This is a genomic window from Micromonospora sp. NPDC018662 (assembly GCF_044391475.1).
GTDB lineage: Bacteria > Actinomycetota > Actinomycetes > Mycobacteriales > Micromonosporaceae > Micromonospora.
This window is the reverse complement of sequence record NZ_JBISAC010000009.1, coordinates 118,661-140,389: the sequence shown is the minus strand read 5'-3', so window position 1 is coordinate 140,389 and position 21,729 is coordinate 118,661. Positions and strand designations below refer to the sequence as shown.

Here is a 21,729-nt window from a genome sequence, read left to right as displayed (position 1 = left end):
CGGTCTGCGTGGTTGGTGATCAAGGAGTTTGCGTCTGCTGGGTGATCGTCCTCGACGTGAACTCCTTGATCACCGAGCGGTCGAGGGCTCGGGTGGTCGGTTCAGTGGGTGGGCGGGGTGCTGAGGAGGGGGTCTGAGCAGGCGGAAAAGGTCACGCTAGGATGACGGGCGGCGAGGTTTGTCCGGCCCTGTCCGGCATATTCTCAGCACTCCGTGACGGCGCAATTTCTCTCCGTCCGGGTGGTTTGATCATGACTCCTTGACCGAACGGCCCCTCGCGACCTAGCCTCGCCATACAGGCTCACTTTGCCCGACCAGCGCAGGCTAAGCGCACAACATAGAACGCGTAACAGAACAGCATCACTTTGGCCAGCTTCACCGGCCCTTGACGGCAGCTCCGGACCCGGTCCGGAGCGACCGACAACTGCAACCGGCCGCTGGCGGTGCCCCTGACGGGCACCGCCGACGGAAAGCTGCCCACAGCCAGCCGCTCCGGTCGGGCGTCCAGAGTCGCAGGCGCGTGCCCGTCGGCGCGTGTCCTGCGGCGCCGACGTTCAGGGGAGGCGGCCATGGCGCGGCGGCACAGGTTCACCGGCGGTCTGCCACACGGTCCCGGCCGCTCCTCGCCGGGCGTCCGATCCCGGCGGAACGACTGTTCCCGGCCGAGCCACGAAGGGCCGGAGGCCCGCGGCCCACGCCCGTCCCGCTGCGCGACCCGGGCCGGCTGCGCGACCCGGGCCGGCTGGCCGGCGCACCGGTGCGGAGCGACGCGATGAGCGGTTTCGACGTCGTCCTCCTCGTGGTGGTGCTGCTGCTGGTCGTGGTGGTGGTCGGCGCCGTGCTGTTCGGCGTGCGGACGCTCCAGCGGCTCAGCCTGGCCCCGGCGCCGGAGGACCCCGCCTTCATCGCGGAGAAGGACCGGCAGGAACAGTCCCTGGCCGCGTTGCGTACCGCAGCCGACGAGGTCAACAGCACCATCGACGTGGCGAAGTCGGCCGCCTCCGCGGCCCGGGCCGAGGCCGCCGCCGCGAAGGCCGAGGCGAAGGCCGCCCGGGCGGAGGCGCGCCGGGTGCTCGACGACGCCCGCGCCGAGGCCGACACCGTGCTGGAACGGGCGCACAAGCAGGCCGAGGCGGACGCCGAGCAACTGCGTACCACCGCCCGGCGCAGCGGCGAGCGGGAGGTCGCGGTGCTCGCCGCCACCACCCGGGAGCAGGCCGCCGAGGTCGAGCGGCGGGCGGCCCGGATGGACGAGCGGGAGCGGCTGCACACCGAGGAGGTGGAGCGGCTCGCCGAACGGGAGCGGCAGCTCACCGCCGCCACCGCCGCGCTCGCCGCCCGGGAGGCCGCGCTGACCGAACGCGAGCGGGCGCTGACCGAGGTGGAGGAGCAGCGCCGCCGCGAGCTGGAGCGGGTGGCCGGGCTGACCGCCGACGCCGCGCGGGCCGAGCTGGTCGAGTCGATCGAGGGGCAGGCCAAGCGGGAGGCCGCGCTGCTGGTCCGGGAGATCGAGTCGGACGCGCGGGGCACCGCCGAGCAGCGCGCCCGGCACATCGTGGTGGACGCCATCCAGCGGGTGGCCAGCGAGCAGACCGCGGAGAGCGTGGTCAGCGTGCTGCACCTGCCCGGCGACGAGATGAAGGGCCGGATCATCGGCCGGGAGGGGCGCAACATCCGCGCCTTCGAGTCGGTCACCGGCGTCAACCTGATCATCGACGACACGCCCGAGGCGGTGCTGCTCTCCTGCTTCGACCCGGTCCGCCGGGAGGTCGGCCGGCTCACGCTGGAGAAGCTGGTGCTGGACGGCCGGATCCATCCGCACCGGATCGAGGAGGTCTACGACCTGGCCCGCCACGAGGTGGAGGAGCTGTGCCACCGGGCCGCCGAGGACGCCCTGGTCGAGGTGGGCATCACCGAGATCCACCCGGAGCTGGTCACCCTGCTGGGCCGGCTGCGCTACCGGACCTCGTACGGGCAGAACGTGCTCAAGCACCTGGTGGAGACCGCGCACATCGCCGGCACCATGGCCGCCGAACTGCGCCTGGACGTGCCGACCATCAAGCGCTGCGCGTTCCTGCACGACATCGGCAAGGCGCTCACCCACGAGGTGGAGGGCAGCCACGCCATCATCGGCGCCGACCTGGCCCGCAAGTACGGCGAGGCCGAGGACGTGGTGCACGCCATCGAGGCGCACCACAACGAGGTGCCGCCGCAGACCATCGAGGCGGTGCTCACCCAGGCGTCGGACGCCTGCTCGGGCGGGCGGCCCGGGGCCCGGCGGGAGAGCCTGGAGGCGTACGTCAAGCGGCTGGAGCGGATCGAGGAGATCGCGGCCGGCAAGCTCGGCGTGGAGAAGGTCTTCGCCATGCAGGCGGGCCGGGAGATCCGGGTGATGGTCAAGCCGGACGACGTGGACGACATCGGCGCGGCCGTGCTGGCCCGGGACGTGGCCAAGCAGATCGAGGAGGAGCTGACCTATCCGGGGCAGATCCGGGTGACAGTGGTGCGCGAGTCCCGGGTCACCGAGATCGCCCGCTGACGGAAACGACGACGGGCGGGTGGGGGAGAACCCCGCCCGCCCGTCGCGTGTCCGTCGGATCAGACCAGTTGGGTGGCGCCGCTGCCGCCGTCGGTCTGGGTGGAGGCCACCGGCTTGGCCGCGCTGCGCGGCAGCCGGGTCAGCCGCTTCTGCAACCACCAGGCCAGCACCGACAGCAGCCCGCAGATGCTGATGTAGATGGCCGCGATGATCAGGTAGGTCGGCACGTAGGGCAGGCCGAACGCCAGCCGGCCGCCGATCTGCTTGCCGGCGAAGAGCAGCTCCGGGTACGTGATGATGAAGCCGAGCGCGGTGTCCTTGAGCAGCACGACGAGCTGGCTCACGATCGCCGGCAGCATCGAGCGGAACGCCTGCGGCAGCAGGATCAGCCGGAGCACCTGGTTCTTGCGCAGGCCGACCGCGTACGCGCCCTCGGACTGCCCGTACGGCACGGCGTTGATGCCGGCCCGGAAGATCTCCGCCAGCACCGAGCCGTTGTAGAGCGTCAAGCCGATGACCAGCGCCCAGAACTTGTCGATCGGCCAGCCGTACTGCAACGGCACGTAGTAGCCGAAGAAGATCAGGATCAGCAGCGGGATGGCCCGGAACAGCTCCACCACGAACGTGGCCGGGCTCCGGAGCAACCACTTGTCGCTGAGCCGGGCGCCGGCGAAGACGGCGCCGAACAGCAGCGCCAGCACGGTGGCGACGGCGGCGGCCTTGAGCGTGGCCCAGAGGCCGGAAAGGATCTCCCGCTGCACCGCGACGTACTGGAACTGCTCCCACTTGCGGGCCTCGAACTGGCCGGTCTGGTCGAACTTGTAGATCACGAACGCGACCAGGGCGACGATCGCGGCGATCGACACGACGCCGAGGATCCGGTTGCGCAGCCGGGCCTTCGGGCCGGGAAGGTCGTAGAGGACGCTGCTGCTGCTCATCGGGCCACCGCCCACTTGCGCTCGAGGAACCGCTGGAGCACCACCAGCGGGATGATCAGGATGAGGAAGCCGATCACGATCCAGGTGAGCACGGCGAACTGTGGCTCACCCCGCTCCGACATGTACGCCGGGATGGCACCGGCCTCGACCACGGAGAAGCCGGCGGCGATCGTGGTGTTCTTCAGCATGGCGATGAGCACGCTCATCAGCGGCGGGACCATGGCCCGCAGCGCCTGCGGCAGCACGATCAGCGTGAGCACCTGGGCGAACGTCATGCCGAGCGCCCGGGCGGCCTCGGCCTGGCCGGTGGCGACCGTGTTGACGCCGGAGCGGACCACCTCGCAGATGAACGCCGAGGTGTAGACCGTCAGCGCGATGCAGGCGCTGTTGAAGTAGTCGATGTTGACGTCCAGCTTCGGCACCGCGAAGACGAGGAACGCGAAAACCAGGGTCAGCGGGGTGTTGCGGACCAGGTTGACGTAGGTGGCCCCGAATGCCCGCAGGGCGGGGACCGGGGACACCCGCATCGCGCCGAGCAGCGTACCGAGAACGAGGCTGCCGACGGCGGCGATCAGGAACAGCTGGACCGTGGTCCGGAAGCCATCGACGAAGATCTGATGGTTGTCCGTCAGGACGCGGAAGAACTCGCCCATACCTCGCTCTCACTCTCTCGGACGGCGCCGGGCGGGGAGGAGGACCTCCCCGCCCGGCGAGACGTCGGGTGGCGGACCGTCAGTACCGCTCGAGCTGCGGCGGGGTGGCCGGCGAGCCGGACTTGCCCAGCGTGCCGTCGTAGATCTTCTTCCAGGTGCCGTCCGTGAACGCGGCCTCGATCTGGTCGTTCACGTAGTCGCGCATGGCCTTGTCGTCCTTGGGCAGGCCGATGCCGTACTTCTCGGTGCTGAACGGCTGGCCGACGACCTTGAGCTCGTCCGGGTTCTGCGCGGCGTAGCCCTTGAGGATGGCGTCGTCGGTGGTCACCGCGTCGACCTTCTTGTCGAGCAGCTGCGAGACGCACTCGGAGTAGGTCTTGAACTCGACGATGTTGTTGCCCTCGGTGAGGCCCTCCTCGCGGATCCTCTGGACCGGGGTGGAGCCGGTGACCGAGCAGACCTTCTTGCCCTTGAGCGTGTCCTTGCCGGTGATCGCCGACTCGTCCTTGCGGACCAGCAGGTCCTGACCGGCGACGAAGTACGGGCCGGCGAAGGAGACGTCGTTCTTGCGCTTGTCGGTGATCGAGTAGGTGCCGACGTAGTAGTCGATCTCACCACCCTTGATCGCGGTCTCCCGGTTGGCCGACGCGATCTCCTTGTACTCGATCTTCGCCGGGTCGACGCCGAGCGTGCTGGCGACGTACTGGGCGATCTCGATGTCGAAGCCGCAGCGCTTGCCCTGGGCGTCCTTGTAGCCGAGGTTCGGCTGGTCGAACTTGACACCGACGACGACCTTGCCCGCGGACTTGACCTTCGTGAAGGTCGGGCTGCCGGCGATGGTGGCGTCCGTCTTGGGGGTGAAGGTGACGCCCGAGCTGGTGCAGTTGTCGGACTGCGCCCCGCCGCTGGCGTTGCCGCCACCGCTCGGGGCCGGGTCCCCCTCCTTACCGCAGGCAGCCGCGGAAAGGGCGAGCGAGGCCATCATGGCTACCGCCGCCACGCGCTTCATACGCATACACATCTCCTTCTTCGACGGAGCCGCCCGGGGACGACTCCACTACGGACGCTCAGTGCGTGAGGATCTTGGAGAGGAAGTCCTTGGCCCGCTCGCTGCGCGGGTTCGCGAAGAACTCGTTCGGCGGCGCGTCCTCGACCAGCTTGCCGTCGGCCATGAAGATGACCCGGTTGGCCGCGTGCCGGGCGAAGCCCATCTCGTGCGTGACCACCACCATGGTCATGCCGTCGCGGGCCAGCGACGTCATCACGTCGAGCACCTCGCCGACCATCTCCGGGTCGAGGGCGCTGGTCGGCTCGTCGAAGAGCATGGCCTTGGGCTGCATGGCCAGCGCGCGGGCGATCGCCGCCCGCTGCTGCTGGCCGCCGGAGAGCTGGGCCGGATACTTGTCCGCCTGGTTGGCGATGCCGACGCGGTCCAGCAGGGCCAGGCCGCGCTCGCGGGCGGCGGCCGGCTTCTCCTTGCGGACCTTGACCGGGCCGAGCGTGACGTTCTCCAGGATGCTCTTGTGCGCGAAGAGGTTGAACGACTGGAACACCATGCCGACCTCGCTGCGCAGCTTGGCCAGCGGTTTGCCCTCGGCCGGCAGCGGCTGCCCGTCGAACGTGATGGTGCCCTTGTCGATCGGCTCCAGCCGGTTGATGGCGCGGCACAGCGTCGACTTGCCGGAGCCGGACGGGCCGATCACCACGACCACCTCGCCCCGGCCGACGGAGAGGGACACGTCGTCGAGCACGTGCAGCGGCCCGAACCACTTGTTGACCCCGTCGAGCACGATCAGCGGGTCGCCCGTCGTCACGATCGTCCACCGTCCCTGTCGTCCGTGCCGGAACGGGGGGTCGGTCGACCCCCCGGTTGGGCAACTGTAGGCGGCCCGATGTGGCGGAACGCAACCCAGATGGTCACGGAGCGGTAACACCGGTCACCGCCGTGTCGGTGCGTCCGAATTCCGTCACGGCCGGTGCGTCCGAGTGGCGACGCGGTCGTATCGCGGAGATCATGAGGCGATGACCGACACGTTCCGGCTCACCGATCACGCCCGCGGCGGCGGCTGCGCCTGCAAGATCCCGCCCGGCGAGCTGGAGGCGATGGTCGCCGGGCTCGGCCCGGGCGGCGGCACCGCCGACCTGCTGGTCGGCCTGGAGAACGGCGACGACGCCGCGGTGGTCCGGCTGGACGAGCGCACCGGCCTGGTGACCACCGCCGACTTCTTCACCCCGGTCGTCGACGACGCGTACGACTGGGGCCGCATCGCCGCCGCGAACGCGCTCTCCGACGTGTACGCCATGGGCGGCACCCCGCTGGTCGCGCTGAACCTGCTGTGCTGGCCGCGCGAGGTGCTGCCGCTGGAGCTGGCCCGCGAGGTGCTGCGCGGCGGGCAGGACGTGGCCCGCGAGGCCGGCTGCCACCTGGCCGGCGGGCACAGCGTGGACGACGACGGACCGAAGTACGGCCTGGCGGTCACCGGGGTGGTCCGCCCGGACGAGCTGATCACGCTGGACGCCGGCCGGGCCGGACTGCCGCTGTCGCTGACCAAGCCGCTCGGTGTGGGCGTGCTCAACACCCGGCACAAGCAGACCGGGGAGCGTTTCGCCGCGGCGGTCGACTCGATGACCCGGCTCAACCGGGACGCCGCCCGCGCCGCGGTGGCCGCCGGCATCCGCTGCGGCACTGACGTGACCGGTTTCGGGCTGCTCGGGCACGCCTCGAAGCTGGCCCGGGCCAGCCGGCTCACGGTTGCGATCGACACCGCCGCGGTGCCGTACCTGCCGGGCGCGCGGGAGGCGCTACGCGACGGGTACGTCAGTGGCGGCACCCGGCGCAACCTGGAGTGGGTGACGCCGTGGACCGACTTCGGCACCGCGGACGAGTCCGAGCGGCTGTTGTTGGCCGACGCGCAGACGTCGGGCGGGCTGCTGGTGGCCGGCGAGGTGCCGGGCGGCACCGTGATCGGCGAGCTGCTGCCCGCCTCCGACGCGTTGATCCGGCTGCGCTGACCGGCGTGGCAGCGATGCGGACGCGACACCGTACCCGATAAACTGTCATCTTCCCGCTACTCAGGGCAACGTCGCCCAGGGGAAATTTTGCCCGGAATGGTCACAGACCGGTAACTTGCCCCCGGTCGAGGTCAAATGCCCCCCACCATCGTCAGTAAGGCCCGATCCGGAGGCCGGTGGGACGAGCGCAGCGAGGAGGCGGCATGACCGAGCTGTGGAACTGGAGAATCGACGGCGGCGCGCCGGTGGAGGTCTATCCGGCGTTGGCCGAGGCGCTCGGCCGGGTGGTGATGCCGCTCGCCGTCGCCGACCCGGTCCGACTCCCCGCGTACGCGGTGGTCTGCGACGTGTGGGAGGCGCCCGGGGCGTACGGCACCGTGGTCGACTGTTACGGCGTGCCCGAGCGCCTGCCCGAGCTGCCCGCCATCGCGGCGCTGGCCCGGGTGCTGGGCCGCAACTGCCTGATGCGCGACGACACGCTCGACGCCGGCCGGCACCTGCTGGTCGCCCCGGACGGCACGATCCGACCGGTGCACTTCGACGTGGTCGAGACCGACGACGGCGAGGTGCTCAGCGACCAGCGGCTCTGCACGCTGGCCGACCCCGGCTGCCGGGGCTGGTCGCGGTGCCACCGCTCCCGGTGGGCCCCCGACTCGGTCGCCCCCGCGCTCGCCGCCGCCTGACCGGCCCCCACCCCGACCCGCCGGCGGGACACGGGGTGGGGCGGTCCGGGTGGCCCGGATACGCTGTCCGGGTCATGACTACCGCAGCCGCGGGCAGCCCGCGCACCTATCAGGTGCGCACGTACGGCTGCCAGATGAACGTGCACGACTCCGAGCGCATCTCCGGCCTGCTCGAAGACGCCGGCTACGTGCGCGCCGCCGAGTCCGTCGAGCAGCCCGACGTGGTGGTGTTCAACACCTGCGCGGTCCGGGAGAATGCCGACAACCGGCTCTACGGCAACCTCGGCCACCTGCGCCCGGTCAAGACGAAGCACCCCGGGATGCAGATCGCGGTCGGTGGCTGCCTGGCCCAGAAGGACCGCGGCGAGATCGTCCGCAAGGCGCCCTGGGTGGACGTGGTCTTCGGCACGCACAACATCGGCTCGCTGCCGGCGCTGCTGGACCGGGCCCGGCACAACGCGGCGGCCGAGGTGGAGATCCTCGAGTCGCTGGAGGTCTTCCCGTCCACGCTGCCGACCCGGCGCGAGTCGACGTACGCCGGGTGGGTCTCCATCTCCGTCGGCTGCAACAACACCTGCACGTTCTGCATCGTGCCGTCGCTGCGCGGCAAGGAGAAGGACCGCCGCCCCGGCGACGTCCTCTCCGAGGTCCGCGCGCTGGTCGACGAGGGTGTGCTGGAGGTGACGCTGCTCGGGCAGAACGTCAACTCCTACGGCGTGGAGTTCGGCGACCGGTACGCGTTCGGCAAGTTGCTGCGCGCCTGCGGCGACATCGACGGGCTGGAGCGGGTCCGGTTCACCAGCCCGCACCCGAAGGACTTCACCGACGACGTGATCGCCGCGATGGCCGAGACGCCGAACGTCTGCCACTCGCTGCACATGCCGTTGCAGTCCGGCTCCGACGACGTGCTGCGAGCCATGCGCCGCTCGTACCGGTCGGAGCGCTACCTGGGGATCATCGAGAAGGTGCGGGCGGCGATGCCGGACGCGGCGATCACCACGGACATCATCGTCGGCTTCCCCGGCGAGACCGAGGCCGACTTCCAGCGCACCCTGGACGTGGTGCGCGAGGCCCGGTTCTCCTCGGCGTTCACGTTCCAGTACTCCAAGCGCCCCGGCACGCCGGCCGCGACCATGGACGACCAACTCCCCAAGCCTGTCGTGCAGGAGCGGTACGAGCGGCTGATCGCCTGCGTCGAGGAGATCACCTGGGCGGAGAACAGGAAGCTGGTCGGGGAGACCGTCGAGGTGCTGGTCGCCGTCGGCGAGGGGCGCAAGGACGAGCGCACCGGGCGGATGTCCGGCCGGGCCCGCGACGGCCGGCTCGTGCACTTCGCGACCGGCGAGCTGGCCGGGCAGATCCGCCCCGGCGACGTCGTGCACACCGTCGTCACGTACGCCGCCCCGCACCACCTCAACGCGGACGGGGCGCCGCTGGCGCACCGGCGTACCCGGGCCGGGGACGCGGCCGAGGCGGGACGCGCCCCGCGTACGCCCGGGGTGCTGCTCGGGTTGCCGACGGTCGGCGCGCCGGCCGCGACGCCCGCCCCCACCGGCGGTTGCGCCGCCCACTGACCCCGCCCTGACGTTAGGCGGGGCCCCTTTTTAACATCTCGCGTTAAAAAGGGGCCCCGCCTATACCGAATGCGTTAAGCGGGGCCCCCTCCTTACACCATCAGCAGGTGGTGCCGTTGAGCTTGACGGTGGCGGGGGTGGCGGCGGTGCCGTTGGCGGTGAAGCCGACGGTCACCGAGGCGCCCGGCGCCAGCGTCGACGCCCAGTTCGGCGCGGCGGCCGTGACAGTGGTGCCGGACTGCGTGACGGTCGCGTTCCAGCCGCTGGCCAGCGTCACCCCGGACGGCCAGGTCCAGGTGGCCGACCACGGGTTCAGCGCGCCGGTGCCGGTGTTCTTCACGGTCAGCTCGCCCTGGAACCCGCCGGCCCAGGCGTTGGTCTGCTTGTAGCTGGCGGTGCAGCCACCGGTGGCCGGCGGCGGGGTGGTCGGTGCCGGCGTGGTCGGCGCCGGTGAGGTGTTCGGGGTCCCGGTCGGGGACGGGCTGGTGGTGCCGCCACCGCCGGTCGGCGGGATCAGGTACGGCTGGAGGATGGACTGCTTGGCCTGGTTGACGGTGGTCCAGTCGTCGTTGGCGATGCCGCCGGTGTCACCCGAGTTCGGGTTCCACGACCAGTAGGTGAACGACATCCCGTTGACCCCGGTGCCGGTGTAGGCCATCAGGTTCTCCAGCCAGACCTTGTCCTTCGGGTCCTGGAGCGTGGTGCCGAACTCGCCCATCATGATCGGCGCGATGTTCTGCTTGTAGAGGTAGCCCCAGTACTTGTCCCAGATGGCCGGCATGTTCGCCGGGTAGGCCGGGTCGTCGAACCAGGCCTGGCGGTAGACCGAGGTGGCGTACTCGTGCGGCGAGTAGACCAGCCGGTTCGCCACGTTCAGCCGCACCGGGAACTGCCCCGCCTTGGACAGGTTGCCGCCCCACCAGCCGCAGTCCTCGTCGTTGCTGGGGTCGTTGTCCCAGACGTTCGACAGGCCACCGCTCGGGCAGCTCACCCCCTCCACGAAGATCAGCCAGTTGGGCTGCACGCCGAGGATCGCGTTGCCGGCCCGTTCGGCGGCGAGCCGCCAGTCCCGGGTGGTGTCGCCGCAGCCCCAGCAGGCGCCGGTGGCGGCCGGGTTGGTGCCCTCGGCGTGCGGCTCGTTGTGCAGGTCCGCGCCGATCACCGTGGGGTTGTTCGCGTACCGCTGGGCCATCGTCTTCCAGTCGGCGATCCAGGTCGCCTCGGAGACACCCGAGGTGTACCAGAGCGGCGACTGCCCGGCCGACGTCGGCCGGTGCCGGTCCAGGATGACCCGCATCCCCTTGCTGCCCGCGTAGGCGATGACCTTGTCCAGGATCTGCAACGGGGAGAGCCCGACCAGGTCCGGGTTGACGAAGTCGTTGATCCCGGTCGCCGTCGCGCCGGGCTTGATGGAGTCGTTCGAGTACGGGATGCGCAGCGTGTTGTAGCCCAACCGGGCCATGGTGTCGAGCTGGCCGCGCCACGGGTTGTTGGCCCACAGGCCGTGGAACGTCTTGTTGTCGGTCTCCATGCCGAACCAGTTGATGCCGGTCAGCCGCACGGTCGCGCCGGTGCTGTCGACGATCTTGTTGCCGTTGGTGTGCAGGTAGCCGGTGCCGGTGCCGCCGGCCGCGGCGGCGGCCGGGGTGGTGCTGACGGTCGCGGCGACGAGGATGCCGGCCGCGGCGGTGGCGAGCGCTGTCAGGGCGCCGCCGAGGGCGGTGCGTCGGTGCATGGGAGCTCCACTTCGGATGCCCGCGCCGCGCAGGCGCCGCGGGCGGCAGGACCAGGAGGCCCGACCCGCTCGTCATCGAGTACGCGCACAGCGCGCGCCGGGCCGGTCACGTGGACGGCCACTCGCGGCAAGCACCGGCGACCCTCAACGGCGATGATCACCGTCAATGCCCTAGCGCCGATGTGAAAACCTGACTCCGCCGCCCATTGTGATCAGCCCACCCCCATGCGTCAACACACCCCCACCCCCTCACCCGGGCCTGGCCACGCAGATACACGGAAAGAGTGCCTATCCCGCGTGGAATAGGCACTCTTTCCGTGAATCAGCGATCGAAGGGGACGGGGGAGGGGGTCAGTTGGCCTGCTCGGCGAGCTGGAGGAACTGGCGCTTGGACGCCAGCGCCTGCTCGGCCTCCCTGATGCGGCGGGAGTCGCCGGCCGCCTGGGCCCGGGTCAGCCGCTCCTCGGCCTCGGCGACCTGGGCACGCATCTGTGCCAGCAGCGGGTTGTCCTCCTTGGAGGTACGCCGCCACGCCGAGTCCATCACCTCGCGGACCTTCTCGTCCACCGCCCGCAGCCGGCGCTCCAGGCCGGCCGCCGCCTCGCGGGGCACCCGGCCGGCCTCGTGCCACTGCGCCTGGATCTCCCGCAGCTTCGCCTGGGCGCCCTTCGGGTCGGCGTCGACGTCGAGCGCCTCGGCCTCGACCAGCAGCGCCTGCTTGCGCTCCAGGTTGCCCCGCTGCTCGTTGTCCCGCGCCGAGAAGACCTCGCTGCGGCGGGTGAAGAAGTCGTCCTGCGCGGCCCGGAACCGTTCCCAGAGCTTCTGCTCGGCCTCCTTGGCGGCGCGCGGGGCAGCCTTCCACTGGGCCATCAGGTCCTTGAGCTGGCCGGCGGTGACGCCCCAGTCGGTGGACTCCTTGAGCTTCTCGGCCTCGGCGACCAGCTCCTCCTTGACCGTCTGCGCCTGCTTGCGCTGCTGGTCGAGGGAGGCGAAGTGGGCGCCCCGGCGCCGGGTGAAGCCGTCCCGCGCGGCGGCGAACCGCTTCCACAGCTCGCCGTCGGTCTTCTTGTCGACGCCGCGGATGGTCTTCCACTCGTCGAGGATCTCCTTGAGCCGGTCGCCGGCGGTCTTCCAGCCGGTCGACTCGGCGGCCAGCTTCTCGGCCTCCTCGACCAGGGCGGTCTTGCGGGTCAGCGCCTCACCCCGGGCGGCCTCCCGGGCCGCCTTGGCCTCGCCGGCCTTCTCCTCGGCGACCGAGGCCAGCTTGTCCAGCCGGGCGGCCAGGGCGTCGATGTCCCCGACCACGTGCGCCTCGGGAAGTGACGCGCGGATCCGGCGGATCGTGGTCAGCGAGTGGCCGGCATCCGCCGCGCCCGAGTTGAGCCGGGCCTCGGTCAGGTCCACCTCGGTCACCAGGTCGGCGAAGCGCCGGGCGAAGTGGGCGAGCCCTTCCTCCGGGGCCCCCGCCTGCCAGGATCCGACCACCCGCTCGCCTTCGGCGGTCTTGACGTAGACGGTGCCGTCCTCGTCCACCCGTCCGAAGGCAGTCCAGTCGCTCATGTGCCCATCCTCGTTCTCCCGGCGCCGAGGGAACAGCCCTCGGTCGCCGCCACGGCGCAGCAAACTTTCTCCCGGCATTGTCACAGGTCCGCCCCCGTCCGTGTCGAGCGCCTGTCGTCGACCGTGACCATACGGTGTCGTACGCCCTCGATGACCCGATCGGCGCGGGGACGCACCGGGGTGTCCCGCTAGGTTGGAGTCGTGCCCCTGGTCGCCGCCGCCGTCTGCCCCCACCCGCCGCTGATCGTGCCCGAGCTGGCCGGCGCCGCCGCGCCCGAGCTGGACGACCTGCGCGCCGCCGCCGACGCGGCGGTCACCCGGCTGCTCGCCGCCGAGCCCGAGGCGATCCTGCTGGTCGGCGGGGGACCGGAGACCGTCCGGTTCACCGCCGCCGACTCGGGCTCCCTGCGCGGCTTCGGGCTCGACCGGCCGGCGCGGCTGTGGAAGATCTCCTGCTCCGGCGGCGAGGTGCTGCCGTTGAGCCTGACCGTCGGCGCCTGGCTGCTGAACCGCTCCGGCACCGGGCTGCCCCGGCTGGCCCGGTCGGTGGCGCACGACGCCGCACCGACCGAGTGCGCGGCGTTCGGCGCGAGCCTGATCGATGACGACGATCCGCGGGTCGCCCTGCTGGTCCTCGGTGACGGGTCCGCCTGCCGCGGCGTCACGGCGCCGGGGTACGACGACCCGCGCGCGCAGGCGTACGACGACGGGGTCGCGGTGGCCCTGGCCGGCGCGGACGCCGAGGCCCTGCGCGGCCTGGACCCGGTGCTCTCCGCCGAGCTGCGGGTCGCCGGGCGGGCGCCCTGGCAGGTGCTGGCCGGCGCGGTCGGCGCGGCGGGCGGCGACTGGCGCGGCGAGCTGAGCTACCACCGGGCGCCCTACGGCGTTGCCTACTTCGTGGCGAACTGGGAGCGGTCATGACGGTCGTCGCGGTGGTCGGGCCGACCGCGGCCGGGAAGTCGGCGCTGAGCATCGCGCTGGCGCACGCGCTCGACGGCGAGGTGGTCAACGCCGACTCGATGCAGCTCTACCGGGGCATGGACGTCGGCACCGCCAAGCTGACAGCGGCCGAGCGCGAGGGTGTGCCGCACCACCTGCTGGACATCTGGCCGGTGACCGAGCCGGCCAGCGTCGCCGAATACCAGAAGCTGGCCCGCGCGGCGGTCGACGACATCCTCGCCCGGGGGCGGGTGCCGCTGCTGGTCGGCGGTTCCGGGCTCTACGTGCGGGCGGTGCTGGAGCAGTTCGAGTTCCCCGGCACCGACCCGGCGCTGCGGGAGCGGCTGGAGGCGGAGCTGGCCGAGGTCGGCCCCGCCCCGCTGCACGCCCGGCTCGCCGCGGCGGACCCGGCGGCGGCGGCCGGCATCCTGCCCGGCAACGGCCGGCGGATCGTCCGGGCGCTGGAGGTGATCGAGCTGACCGGGGCGCCGTTCACCGCGTCGCTGCCCGCGCCCACGCCGTACTACCCGTCCGTGCAGCTCGGCGTCGACCTGGACACCGCCCGCCTCGACGAACGGATCGCGCTGCGGGTGGACCGGATGTGGGCCGACGGGCTGGTCGACGAGGTGCGCGCGCTGGTCGACGCCGGGCTGCCCGAGGGGCGGACGGCCAGCCGGGCGCTCGGCTACCAGCAGGTGCTGCGCTTCCTGGCCGGGGAGCTGACCGAGACGCAGGCGTACGAGGAGACGATCCGGGCCACCCGCCGCTTCGTCCGCCGGCAGCGCTCGTGGTTCCGGCGCGACCCGCGCGTGCACTGGCTCGACTCGGCCGCCCCCGGGTTCGTCGACACGGCGCTGCGGCTGGCGGCCGGGCATCGGGGATGATGGGACCGTGGAGTTCACCAAGGGTCACGGCACCGGCAACGACTTCGTCATCCTGCCCGACCCGGACGGCGCGCTCGATCTGACGCCCGGCCTGGTCGCCGCGCTCTGCGACAGGCGGCGCGGGCTGGGCGGCGACGGCGTGCTGCGTGTGGTGCGCGCCGCGAAGCACCCCGACGGCGTCGCGCTGGCCGGCGAGGCCGAGTGGTTCATGGACTACTGGAACTCCGACGGCTCGTTCGCGGAGATGTGCGGCAACGGCGCCCGGGTGTTCGTGCGCTACCTGCTGGAGCGGTCACTGGTCGCCCCGTCGGGCGGGACGCTGCCGATCGCCACCCGCGCCGGCCTGGTGCGGGCCCGGGTCGAGGGCACGGACGTCGCGGTCGAGATGCGTCGGCCCCGGCTGCACGACGCGGCCACCGCCACGCTGGGCGGGCTGACCCTGACCGGCGCGGCGGTGGACGTCGGCAACCCGCACCTGGTGTGCGCGCTGCCCGCCGCGCTGGACCTGGCCGCCCTCGACCTCACCCGGGCGCCCGAGGTCGACGCCGCGGTCTTCCCGGCGGGGGTCAACGTCGAGTTCACCACGCCCGGTGACCCGGTCGACGGCACGGACGGGCACGTGCTGATGCGGGTCCACGAGCGGGGTTCGGCCGAGACGCTCTCCTGCGGCACCGGCGCGTGCGCGGTGGCCGCGGTGGCGCTGCGCGACGCCGACCGGGAGACCGGCATCGTGGCGGTGGACGTCCCCGGCGGTCGCCTCACGGTCACGGTGACCGCCGACTCGTGCTGGCTGTCCGGCCCGGCCGTCCTGGTCGCCAGCGGCACCCTGACCCCCGCCGCCCTGCGCCCCTGACCCGCGCGGCCCTGACCCGCCGCGCCCGGCACCTCGGACCTGCCGCGCTCTCGTCTTCCGTGGCCTGCGGACGTGCCACTCTCACCCCCTGCCTCCGGCCGGCACCGGTCGGGCGGGGGCGTTGGTCACGCCGAGTGACGGCCCGGGGGAAACGGATGGGTCAGGAGCGATATACCGTCAGGTCATATTTATGACTCAGCGGTATATCGCTTCCCAGTCACACCTCTGCCGTCCGCGACACGCCGGGACGGACACGCCGGCGACGTCCGGCCGCGACGGCCCGGCGGCGACGGCCCGGCGGCGACGGCCCGGCGGCGACGGCCCGGCGGCGACGGCCCGGCGGTCAGGGGGTGGGGCGGTGGGGCGGCAGCGGAGGCCTGGCAACCAGGCGGCGGCGAAGGCCTGGCGGCCAGAGGTGGTCCGGAGCGGGCGCCGTCAGGGGGTGGCGCTGGCGTTGGCGGCGATCTCGGGGAGGTCGGCCGGGCCCGGGTCGGCGGCCGGCGGCGGCGTCACGGCCGGGTTCTGCGCGGCGGCGCGTACCGCGGCGGCCACCGCCGGGGCGACCCGCGAGTCGAAGACGCTCGGCACGATCACCGTCGGGTTGATCTTCTCCTCGCCCACCACGTCGGCGATGGCGCGGGCCGCCGCGATCGCCATCTCCTCGGTGAACTCCTCGGCGTGCGCGTCGAGCATGCCGCGGAACACGCCCGGGAAGGCGAGCACGTTGTTGATCTGGTTCGGCTGGTCCGAGCGGCCGGTGGCGACCACGGCGGCGTGCTTGCGCGCCTCCCGCGGGTCCACCTCCGGGTCCGGGTTGGCCAGCGCGAAGACGATCGCGTCCTTCGCCATCGCGGCGACGTCGTCGCCGGTGAGCAGGTTGGGTGCGCTCACCCCGATGAACACGTCCGCGCCGCGCACCGCGCCGGCCAGGTCACCGGTGTAGTTCTCCTTGTTGGTGTTCTCGGCCAGCCACTGCCAGGCCGGGTTCAGGTCGGGCAGCCCGCGGTGCAGCGCGCCCTGCCGGTCGTACGCGATGATGTCGCCCACGCCCTGGCGCAGCAGCAGCTTCATGATCGCGGTGCCGGCCGCGCCGGCGCCGGAGACCACGACCCGGACGTCGGCGAGCTGCTTGCCCACCACGCGCAGCGCGTTGGTGAGCGCGGCCAGCACACAGATCGCGGTGCCGTGCTGGTCGTCGTGGAAGACCGGGATGTCCAGCGCCTCGCGCAGCCGGGCCTCGATCTCGAAGCAGCGCGGCGCGGCGATGTCCTCCAGGTTGATCCCGCCGTACGCCGGCGCGATCGCCTTCACGATCGCCACGATCTCGTCGGTGTCCTGGGTGTCCAGCACCACCGGCCAGGCGTCCACCCCGCCGAAGCGCTTGAACAGCGCCGCCTTGCCCTCCATCACCGGCAGCGAGGCGGCCGGGCCGAGGTTGCCCAGGCCGAGCACGGCCGAGCCGTCGCTGACCACGGCGACCGTGTTGCGCTTGATGGTGAGCCGCCGGGCGTCGGCCGGGTTCTCCGCGATCGCCATGCAGACCCGGGCCACCCCCGGGGTGTACGCGCGAGACAGCTCGTCGCGGGTGCGCAGCGCCACCTTCGGGGTGACCTCGATCTTGCCGCCGAGGTGCAGCAGGAACGTCCGGTCGGAGACCTTGCGCACGTCCACCCCGTCGAGCGCGGTGAGCGCGTCGACGACCTGGTCGGCGTGGCCGGCGTCGGCGGTGTCGCAGGTCAGGTCCACGATCACGTTGGTCGGGTCGGAGTCGACCACGTCCAGCGCGGTGACGATGGCGCCGGCCTCGCCCGCCGCGGTGGTCAGTCGACCGATGGAGGAGGCGTCGGCGGGCACCGCGATCCGGATCGTGATCGAGAATCCGGCACTCGGCAGTCGGGTGATGGCCACGAGAAAACAACTCCTCCGTCGACGCTGAGCGGCTCGACTGGCATTTCTACCCGCCCACCCAGGTCGGCCGGCATCCGCCCCCACTACCGGTGGGTAGCGCCACGGGCATAACGCGGGTGCGCCCGGCGTTGACACGTGTCAGGATTGCTGTCACGCGCCGAAAATACTCGGCGATGCACATAACGGACAGGAGACGCGGTTTGCGCGAGCAGGAGACCTTCCATCCCTTCGAGGACGACGAGCTCGACACCACCACCGGTGAGTACGAGCTGTCCGAGCGGCAGGCGCTGCGGCGGGTCCCTGGCCTCTCCACCGAGCTGACCGACATCACCGAGGTCGAATACCGCCAGCTCCGGCTGGAGCGGGTCGTCCTGGTGGGGGTCTGGACCGAGGGGAACCAGTCCGACGCGGAGAACAGCCTCACCGAGCTGGCGGCGCTGGCCGAGACGGCCGGCTCGCAGGTGCTCGAAGGGCTGATCCAGCGCCGGAGCCGCCCCGACCCGGCGACGTACATCGGCCGGGGCAAGGTCGACGACCTGGGCGCGGTGGTGCTCTCCACCGGCGCCGACACGGTGATCTGCGACGGTGAGCTGTCCCCGTCGCAGCTCCGCAACCTGGAGCAGCGCACCAAGGTCAAGGTGGTCGACCGCACCGCCCTGATCCTCGACATCTTCGCCCAGCACGCCAAGAGCAAGGAGGGCAAGGCGCAGGTCGAGCTGGCCCAGCTCGAATACCTGCTGCCGCGCCTGCGCGGTTGGGGCGAGACGCTCTCCCGGCAGACCGGTGGTAGCGGTCGCGGCGGCGGCGCCGGCGGCGGCGTGGGTCTGCGTGGTCCCGGTGAGACCAAGCTGGAGACCGACCGGCGCCGGATCCGGCACCGCATCGCGCGGCTGCGCCGCGAGATCAAGGGCATGACCACGGTACGCCAGACGAAGCGCGCCCGGCGCTCCCGCAACGCGGTGCCCGCGGTGGCCATCGCCGGCTACACCAACGCCGGCAAGTCCAGCCTGCTCAACCGTCTCACCGGTGCGGGCGTGCTGGTGGAGAACGCGCTGTTCGCCACGCTGGACCCGACCACCCGTCGGGCCACCACCTCCGACGGGCGGCTCTACACGCTCTCCGACACGGTGGGGTTCGTCCGGCACCTGCCGCACCAGATCGTCGAGGCGTTCCGCTCGACGCTGGAGGAGGTCGGCGACGCCGACCTGGTGGTGCACGTGGTCGACGGCACCCACCCGGACCCGGAGGAGCAGGTCCGCGCGGTCCGCGAGGTGCTCGCCGAGGTGGGCGCCGACCGGCTGCCGGAGCTGCTCGTGGTCAACAAGACCGACGCCACCGACGAGGAGACGATGCTGCGGCTCAAGCGGCTCTGGCCGGACGCGGTCTTCGTCTCCGCGCACAGCGGGCGCGGGGTCGACGAGCTGCGCGAGGCCGTCGAGCGGCGGCTGCCCCGGCCGGCCGTCGAGGTCCGCGCCGTGCTCCCGTACGACCGGGGTGACCTGGTGGCCCGGGTGCACCGCCAGGGCGAGGTGCTCAGCACCGCGCACCTGCCCGAGGGCACGCTGCTGCACGTACGGGTGGGTCAGGCGCTCGCCGCCGAGTTGGCGCCCTACCGCGCGGGTGACCGGCTCACCAACGACGATCGGGTGGGCGCCGGGCGGTGACCGTCCGGCGTCACCCGCCCGAAACCCGGCTCGTGCGACACTGAGCGCCATGCGGCACGTTGTCTCCTCGGTCACGCTCGCGCTCGGCCTGGTCGGCGCGGTCGTGGCGCCGGCCGGGCCGGCCCCGGCGGCACCCGCCGCGGCCCCGGTGCTGGCCGCGGCTCCCAAGAAGAAGTGCACGGTCGCCGACGACCGGCTCCGCGAGCTGTCCGGCCTGGTCGCCACCGCCAACGGTTACGTCGTCATCAACGACGGCTCCGACGACCCGACCCGCAAGCGCGTCTTCTACCTGGACGCCAAGTGCAAGGTCGACAAAGAGGTCCGATACTCCGGTGACGGCCCGCTCGACACCGAGGACCTGGCGCTCGGGCCGGACCGCAAGACGCTCTGGATCGCCGACACCGGCGACAACATCGAGAAGAAGACCCGGCGGGAACGCGTCGCGGTCTGGACGATGCCGCTGTCCGGTTCGAAGGAACCGGTGCTGCACCGGCTCGCCTACCCGGGCAAGGAGCCGCACGACGCCGAGGCGTTGCTGGTCGGCGACGACAACCTGCCGTTGGTGATCACGAAGGAGCTCTCCGGCAAGTCGGAGATCTTCACGCCGACCGCGAAGCTGAAGGCGGGCGGCGACACCGAGCCGATCCCGATGAAGAAGGTCGGCGAGGTCACGCTGCCGAAGACCAACACCGAGAACAAGCTCGGCTCGCCGGGGCGGGCGCTGGTCACCGGCGCCGCCCGCTCGCCGGACGGCGCCCGGGTCGTGCTGCGCACGTACGCCGACGCGTTCGAGTTCGACGTGGCCGGCGGCGACATCCTCAAGGCGCTGACCAGCGGCAAGCCCCGGGTCACACCGCTGGCCGACCCGTTCGGCGAGGCCATCTCCTACACCTCCGACGGCAGGTCGTTCGTCACCGTCTCCGATGGCGGTTCGCTCGATCCGACCGACCCGATCGACATCCTCGGCTACGCGCCGGCCTCCACCGGCGTGGAGGCGTTGCCCAACGGCGGCAAGGTCGAGACCCGACCGGCCGCGCAGAAGTCCTGGCTGGAAGGGCTGTCGCTGGACGAGATCACGTACCTGATCGCCGCGGTCGGGGTGATCGGTGCGCTCCTGGTCGGCGCGGGCGTCTTCGGCATCCTGCGGGCCCGGCGCAAACCGGCGCCGGCCGAGCCGGCCGACGATTCCGAGCGCAGCGGCGAGTTCCCGGCGAACGGCGGCTTCCCGCCCGGCAACCGGCCGGACGCCCCGCCGCGCGGCGGGGTCTACGGCGGCGCCCAGAGCGGTGGCGTCTACGGCGGCGCGGCGAACGGCGAGCGCCCGGCCGGCGGGGTGTACGGCGGGGGCCGGCCCCAGGGCGGCGCCGTGTACGGCGGCGGTCCGCAGGGCGGTCGCGCCCAGGGCGGCGGCAGTGGTCCGCAGGGCGGTGGCCGCGGCGTTCCCCAGGGTGGCGGCGGTGCCCGTCCCCAGGGCGACGGCGGTCGACCGGCGGGCGGCGGCCGTCCCCAGGGTGGCCGTCCGCAGGGCGGCGGCGGTCCCCAGGGCGGCGGCGTCTACGGCGGCGGCGGCGGTGGCGAGCGGGGCGGTTCGGGCGGTGTCTACGGCGGCGGGGGAGGCGGCCAGGGCGGTGCGCGTCCGGGCGGCCGGGGTGGCGTCCCGGGGAGCACGGGTCACCGTGGGCAGCCCGGCGGCGGCCGGCGGGGTGACGGCGGTCGGGCCGAGCCGCCGCGGCGCGATCCCCGGGATCCGCGCGGCGGTCGTCGCGACGACGGCTACGGCGAGCGCGGCCAGTACGGGCCGGTCCCCGGCGGCCGGGAGCCCCGGGGCGACCGATACTGAGCCACGACGCGAACGGAGGGGGTGACCGGTGCACCGGTCACCCCCTCCGTCGTTCGTCGGTCAGATCCGGCGGAGCACTGCCACCACGCGGCCCATGATGGTGGCGTCGTCGCCGGGGATCGGGTCGAACGCCGGGTTCTGCGGCATCAGCCAGACGTGCCCGTCGCGGCGCCGGTAGGTCTTCACGGTCGCCTCGCCGTCGAGCATGGCCGCCACGATGTCGCCGACCTCGGCGTTGGGCTGCTGCCGCACGACCACCCAGTCGCCGTCGCAGATCGCCGCGTCGAGCATCGAGTCGCCCTTGACCTGGAGCATGAAGACCTCGCCCTCGCCGACCAACTCGCGGGGCAGGGGGAAGATGTCCTCCACCGCCTGCTCGGCGAGGATCGGCCCACCGGCGGCGATCCGGCCCAGCATGGGCACGTACGCCGGGGCGGGGCGCTGCGCGCGGGCGGCCTCGTCGTCGACGTCGCTCGGGGCCCGGACGTCGACCGCGCGCGGCCGGTTCGGGTCGCGGCGCAGGAAGCCCTTCTTCTCCAGCTCCTTGAGCTGGTAGGCGACGCTGGACGGGGAGACCAGGCCGACCGCCTCGCCGATCTCGCGGACGCTCGGCGGGTAGCCGTGGCGCTCGACCCAGGTGCGGATGAACTCCAGGATCCGGCGCTGCCGGGCGGTGAGGTCGACAGTGGCCGGGTCGGGGAAGCTGCTGACCACCGGTGTGACCGGACGCACGGCGGGCTGGGCGGCCCGGCTGCGCGCGGCGCGGGGTCGGCGGGTCGCCGGCGGACCCGCCCCGTCGATCGGCTGCGGGTTCTTCTGCCGGCTGGCCCGGTCCTCGGTCACGTCCGTCCTCCCTGGTCGGCGCTGGGTGCCTCGTCGGCTCGTGGTGCGTGTGGTCCGACCGTATAGGTGAGATCGGCCATTTTCAAACATCTGTACGACCTGAT

Annotated in this window: 17 protein-coding genes; 9 read left to right on the top strand and 8 right to left on the bottom strand. The window is 72.4% G+C overall.

The window, feature by feature from the left end:
- Positions 1–772 precede the first annotated feature (772 nt).
- Entirely contained in the window at positions 773–2,539 is a 1,767-nt protein-coding gene (gene rny / locus ACH495_RS24060) for a ribonuclease Y (RefSeq protein ID WP_396859956.1), read from the top strand.
- A 59-nt stretch (positions 2,540–2,598) separates the two neighbouring features.
- Here the strand turns inward: rny and ACH495_RS24055 are convergent, their stop codons facing one another.
- The 4 genes from ACH495_RS24055 to ACH495_RS24040 all read right to left on the bottom strand — a co-directional run bounded on the left by ACH495_RS24055 (position 2,599) and on the right by ACH495_RS24040 (position 5,944).
- Complete coding sequence (locus ACH495_RS24055; RefSeq protein ID WP_396859955.1) at positions 2,599–3,477, bottom strand: amino acid ABC transporter permease; 879 nt, start codon at positions 3,475–3,477, stop codon at positions 2,599–2,601.
- Positions 3,474–4,130, bottom strand: coding sequence for an amino acid ABC transporter permease (locus tag ACH495_RS24050; RefSeq protein ID WP_396859954.1), 657 nt, complete (start codon positions 4,128–4,130; stop codon positions 3,474–3,476). The genes ACH495_RS24055 and ACH495_RS24050 overlap by 4 nt, the downstream gene beginning before the upstream one ends.
- A gap of 79 nt (positions 4,131–4,209) precedes the next feature.
- Positions 4,210–5,145 carry a glutamate ABC transporter substrate-binding protein gene (locus ACH495_RS24045; protein WP_396859953.1) on the bottom strand — a complete coding sequence of 312 codons (936 nt, stop codon included), beginning with the start codon at positions 5,143–5,145 and terminating at the stop codon, positions 4,210–4,212.
- A gap of 52 nt (positions 5,146–5,197) precedes the next feature.
- Positions 5,198–5,944 carry an amino acid ABC transporter ATP-binding protein gene (locus tag ACH495_RS24040; RefSeq protein ID WP_396859952.1) on the bottom strand — a complete coding sequence of 249 codons (747 nt, stop codon included), beginning with the start codon at positions 5,942–5,944 and terminating at the stop codon, positions 5,198–5,200.
- Between the two features lie 208 nt (positions 5,945–6,152).
- Between ACH495_RS24040 and selD the strand changes: the two genes are divergently transcribed.
- The 3 genes from selD (at position 6,153) to miaB (ending at position 9,399) form a co-directional block, all read left to right on the top strand.
- Positions 6,153–7,142 carry a selenide, water dikinase SelD gene (gene selD / locus ACH495_RS24035; RefSeq protein ID WP_396859951.1) on the top strand — a complete coding sequence of 330 codons (990 nt, stop codon included), beginning with the start codon at positions 6,153–6,155 and terminating at the stop codon, positions 7,140–7,142.
- 203 nt (positions 7,143–7,345) lie between these two features.
- Positions 7,346–7,825, top strand: a complete 480-nt coding sequence (locus ACH495_RS24030; protein WP_089153785.1) for a hypothetical protein — start codon at positions 7,346–7,348, stop codon at positions 7,823–7,825.
- A 74-nt stretch (positions 7,826–7,899) separates the two neighbouring features.
- Positions 7,900–9,399, top strand: a complete 1,500-nt coding sequence (miaB, locus tag ACH495_RS24025) for a tRNA (N6-isopentenyl adenosine(37)-C2)-methylthiotransferase MiaB (protein ID WP_396859950.1) — start codon at positions 7,900–7,902, stop codon at positions 9,397–9,399.
- A 100-nt stretch (positions 9,400–9,499) separates the two neighbouring features.
- Here miaB and ACH495_RS24020 read toward each other — a convergent pair whose 3' ends face one another.
- Positions 9,500–11,134 (bottom strand): cellulase family glycosylhydrolase, encoded by a 1,635-nt coding sequence (locus ACH495_RS24020; RefSeq protein WP_396859949.1) that lies wholly within the window; start codon positions 11,132–11,134, stop codon positions 9,500–9,502.
- 351 nt (positions 11,135–11,485) lie between these two features.
- On the bottom strand, positions 11,486–12,694 hold the full coding sequence (locus ACH495_RS24015; protein ID WP_396859948.1) for a DUF349 domain-containing protein: 1,209 nt from the start codon (positions 12,692–12,694) through the stop codon (positions 11,486–11,488).
- A gap of 201 nt (positions 12,695–12,895) precedes the next feature.
- Between ACH495_RS24015 and ACH495_RS24010 the strand changes: the two genes are divergently transcribed.
- The 3 genes from ACH495_RS24010 to dapF are packed head-to-tail and all read left to right on the top strand — an operon-like array spanning position 12,896 to position 15,370.
- Positions 12,896–13,615 (top strand): hypothetical protein, encoded by a 720-nt coding sequence (locus ACH495_RS24010; protein ID WP_396859947.1) that lies wholly within the window; start codon positions 12,896–12,898, stop codon positions 13,613–13,615.
- The gene (gene miaA, locus ACH495_RS24005; protein WP_396859946.1) at positions 13,612–14,517 is read left to right on the top strand and encodes a tRNA (adenosine(37)-N6)-dimethylallyltransferase MiaA; all 906 of its coding nucleotides are present in this window, start codon (positions 13,612–13,614) and stop codon (positions 14,515–14,517) included. The genes ACH495_RS24010 and miaA overlap by 4 nt, the downstream gene beginning before the upstream one ends.
- A gap of 7 nt (positions 14,518–14,524) precedes the next feature.
- Positions 14,525–15,370: a diaminopimelate epimerase gene (gene dapF / locus ACH495_RS24000; protein WP_396859945.1), complete on the top strand. Its 846-nt coding sequence runs from the start codon at positions 14,525–14,527 to the stop codon at positions 15,368–15,370.
- A 435-nt stretch (positions 15,371–15,805) separates the two neighbouring features.
- Here the strand turns inward: dapF and ACH495_RS23995 are convergent, their stop codons facing one another.
- A complete protein-coding gene (locus tag ACH495_RS23995) occupies positions 15,806–17,278 on the bottom strand; it encodes an NAD-dependent malic enzyme (RefSeq protein ID WP_396859944.1) in 1,473 nt (490 codons plus the stop codon).
- Positions 17,279–17,478: 200 nt separating this feature from the next.
- Here ACH495_RS23995 and hflX point away from each other — a divergent pair, with 200 nt between their 5' ends.
- Both hflX and ACH495_RS23985 read left to right on the top strand, forming a co-directional pair.
- Positions 17,479–18,942, top strand: coding sequence for a GTPase HflX (gene hflX / locus ACH495_RS23990; RefSeq protein ID WP_396859943.1), 1,464 nt, complete (start codon positions 17,479–17,481; stop codon positions 18,940–18,942).
- 49 nt (positions 18,943–18,991) lie between these two features.
- Positions 18,992–20,782 (top strand): hypothetical protein, encoded by a 1,791-nt coding sequence (locus ACH495_RS23985; RefSeq protein WP_396859942.1) that lies wholly within the window; start codon positions 18,992–18,994, stop codon positions 20,780–20,782.
- A 60-nt stretch (positions 20,783–20,842) separates the two neighbouring features.
- Here the strand turns inward: ACH495_RS23985 and lexA are convergent, their stop codons facing one another.
- Positions 20,843–21,625: a transcriptional repressor LexA gene (gene lexA, locus ACH495_RS23980; RefSeq protein WP_396859941.1), complete on the bottom strand. Its 783-nt coding sequence runs from the start codon at positions 21,623–21,625 to the stop codon at positions 20,843–20,845.
- Positions 21,626–21,729 lie beyond the last annotated feature (104 nt).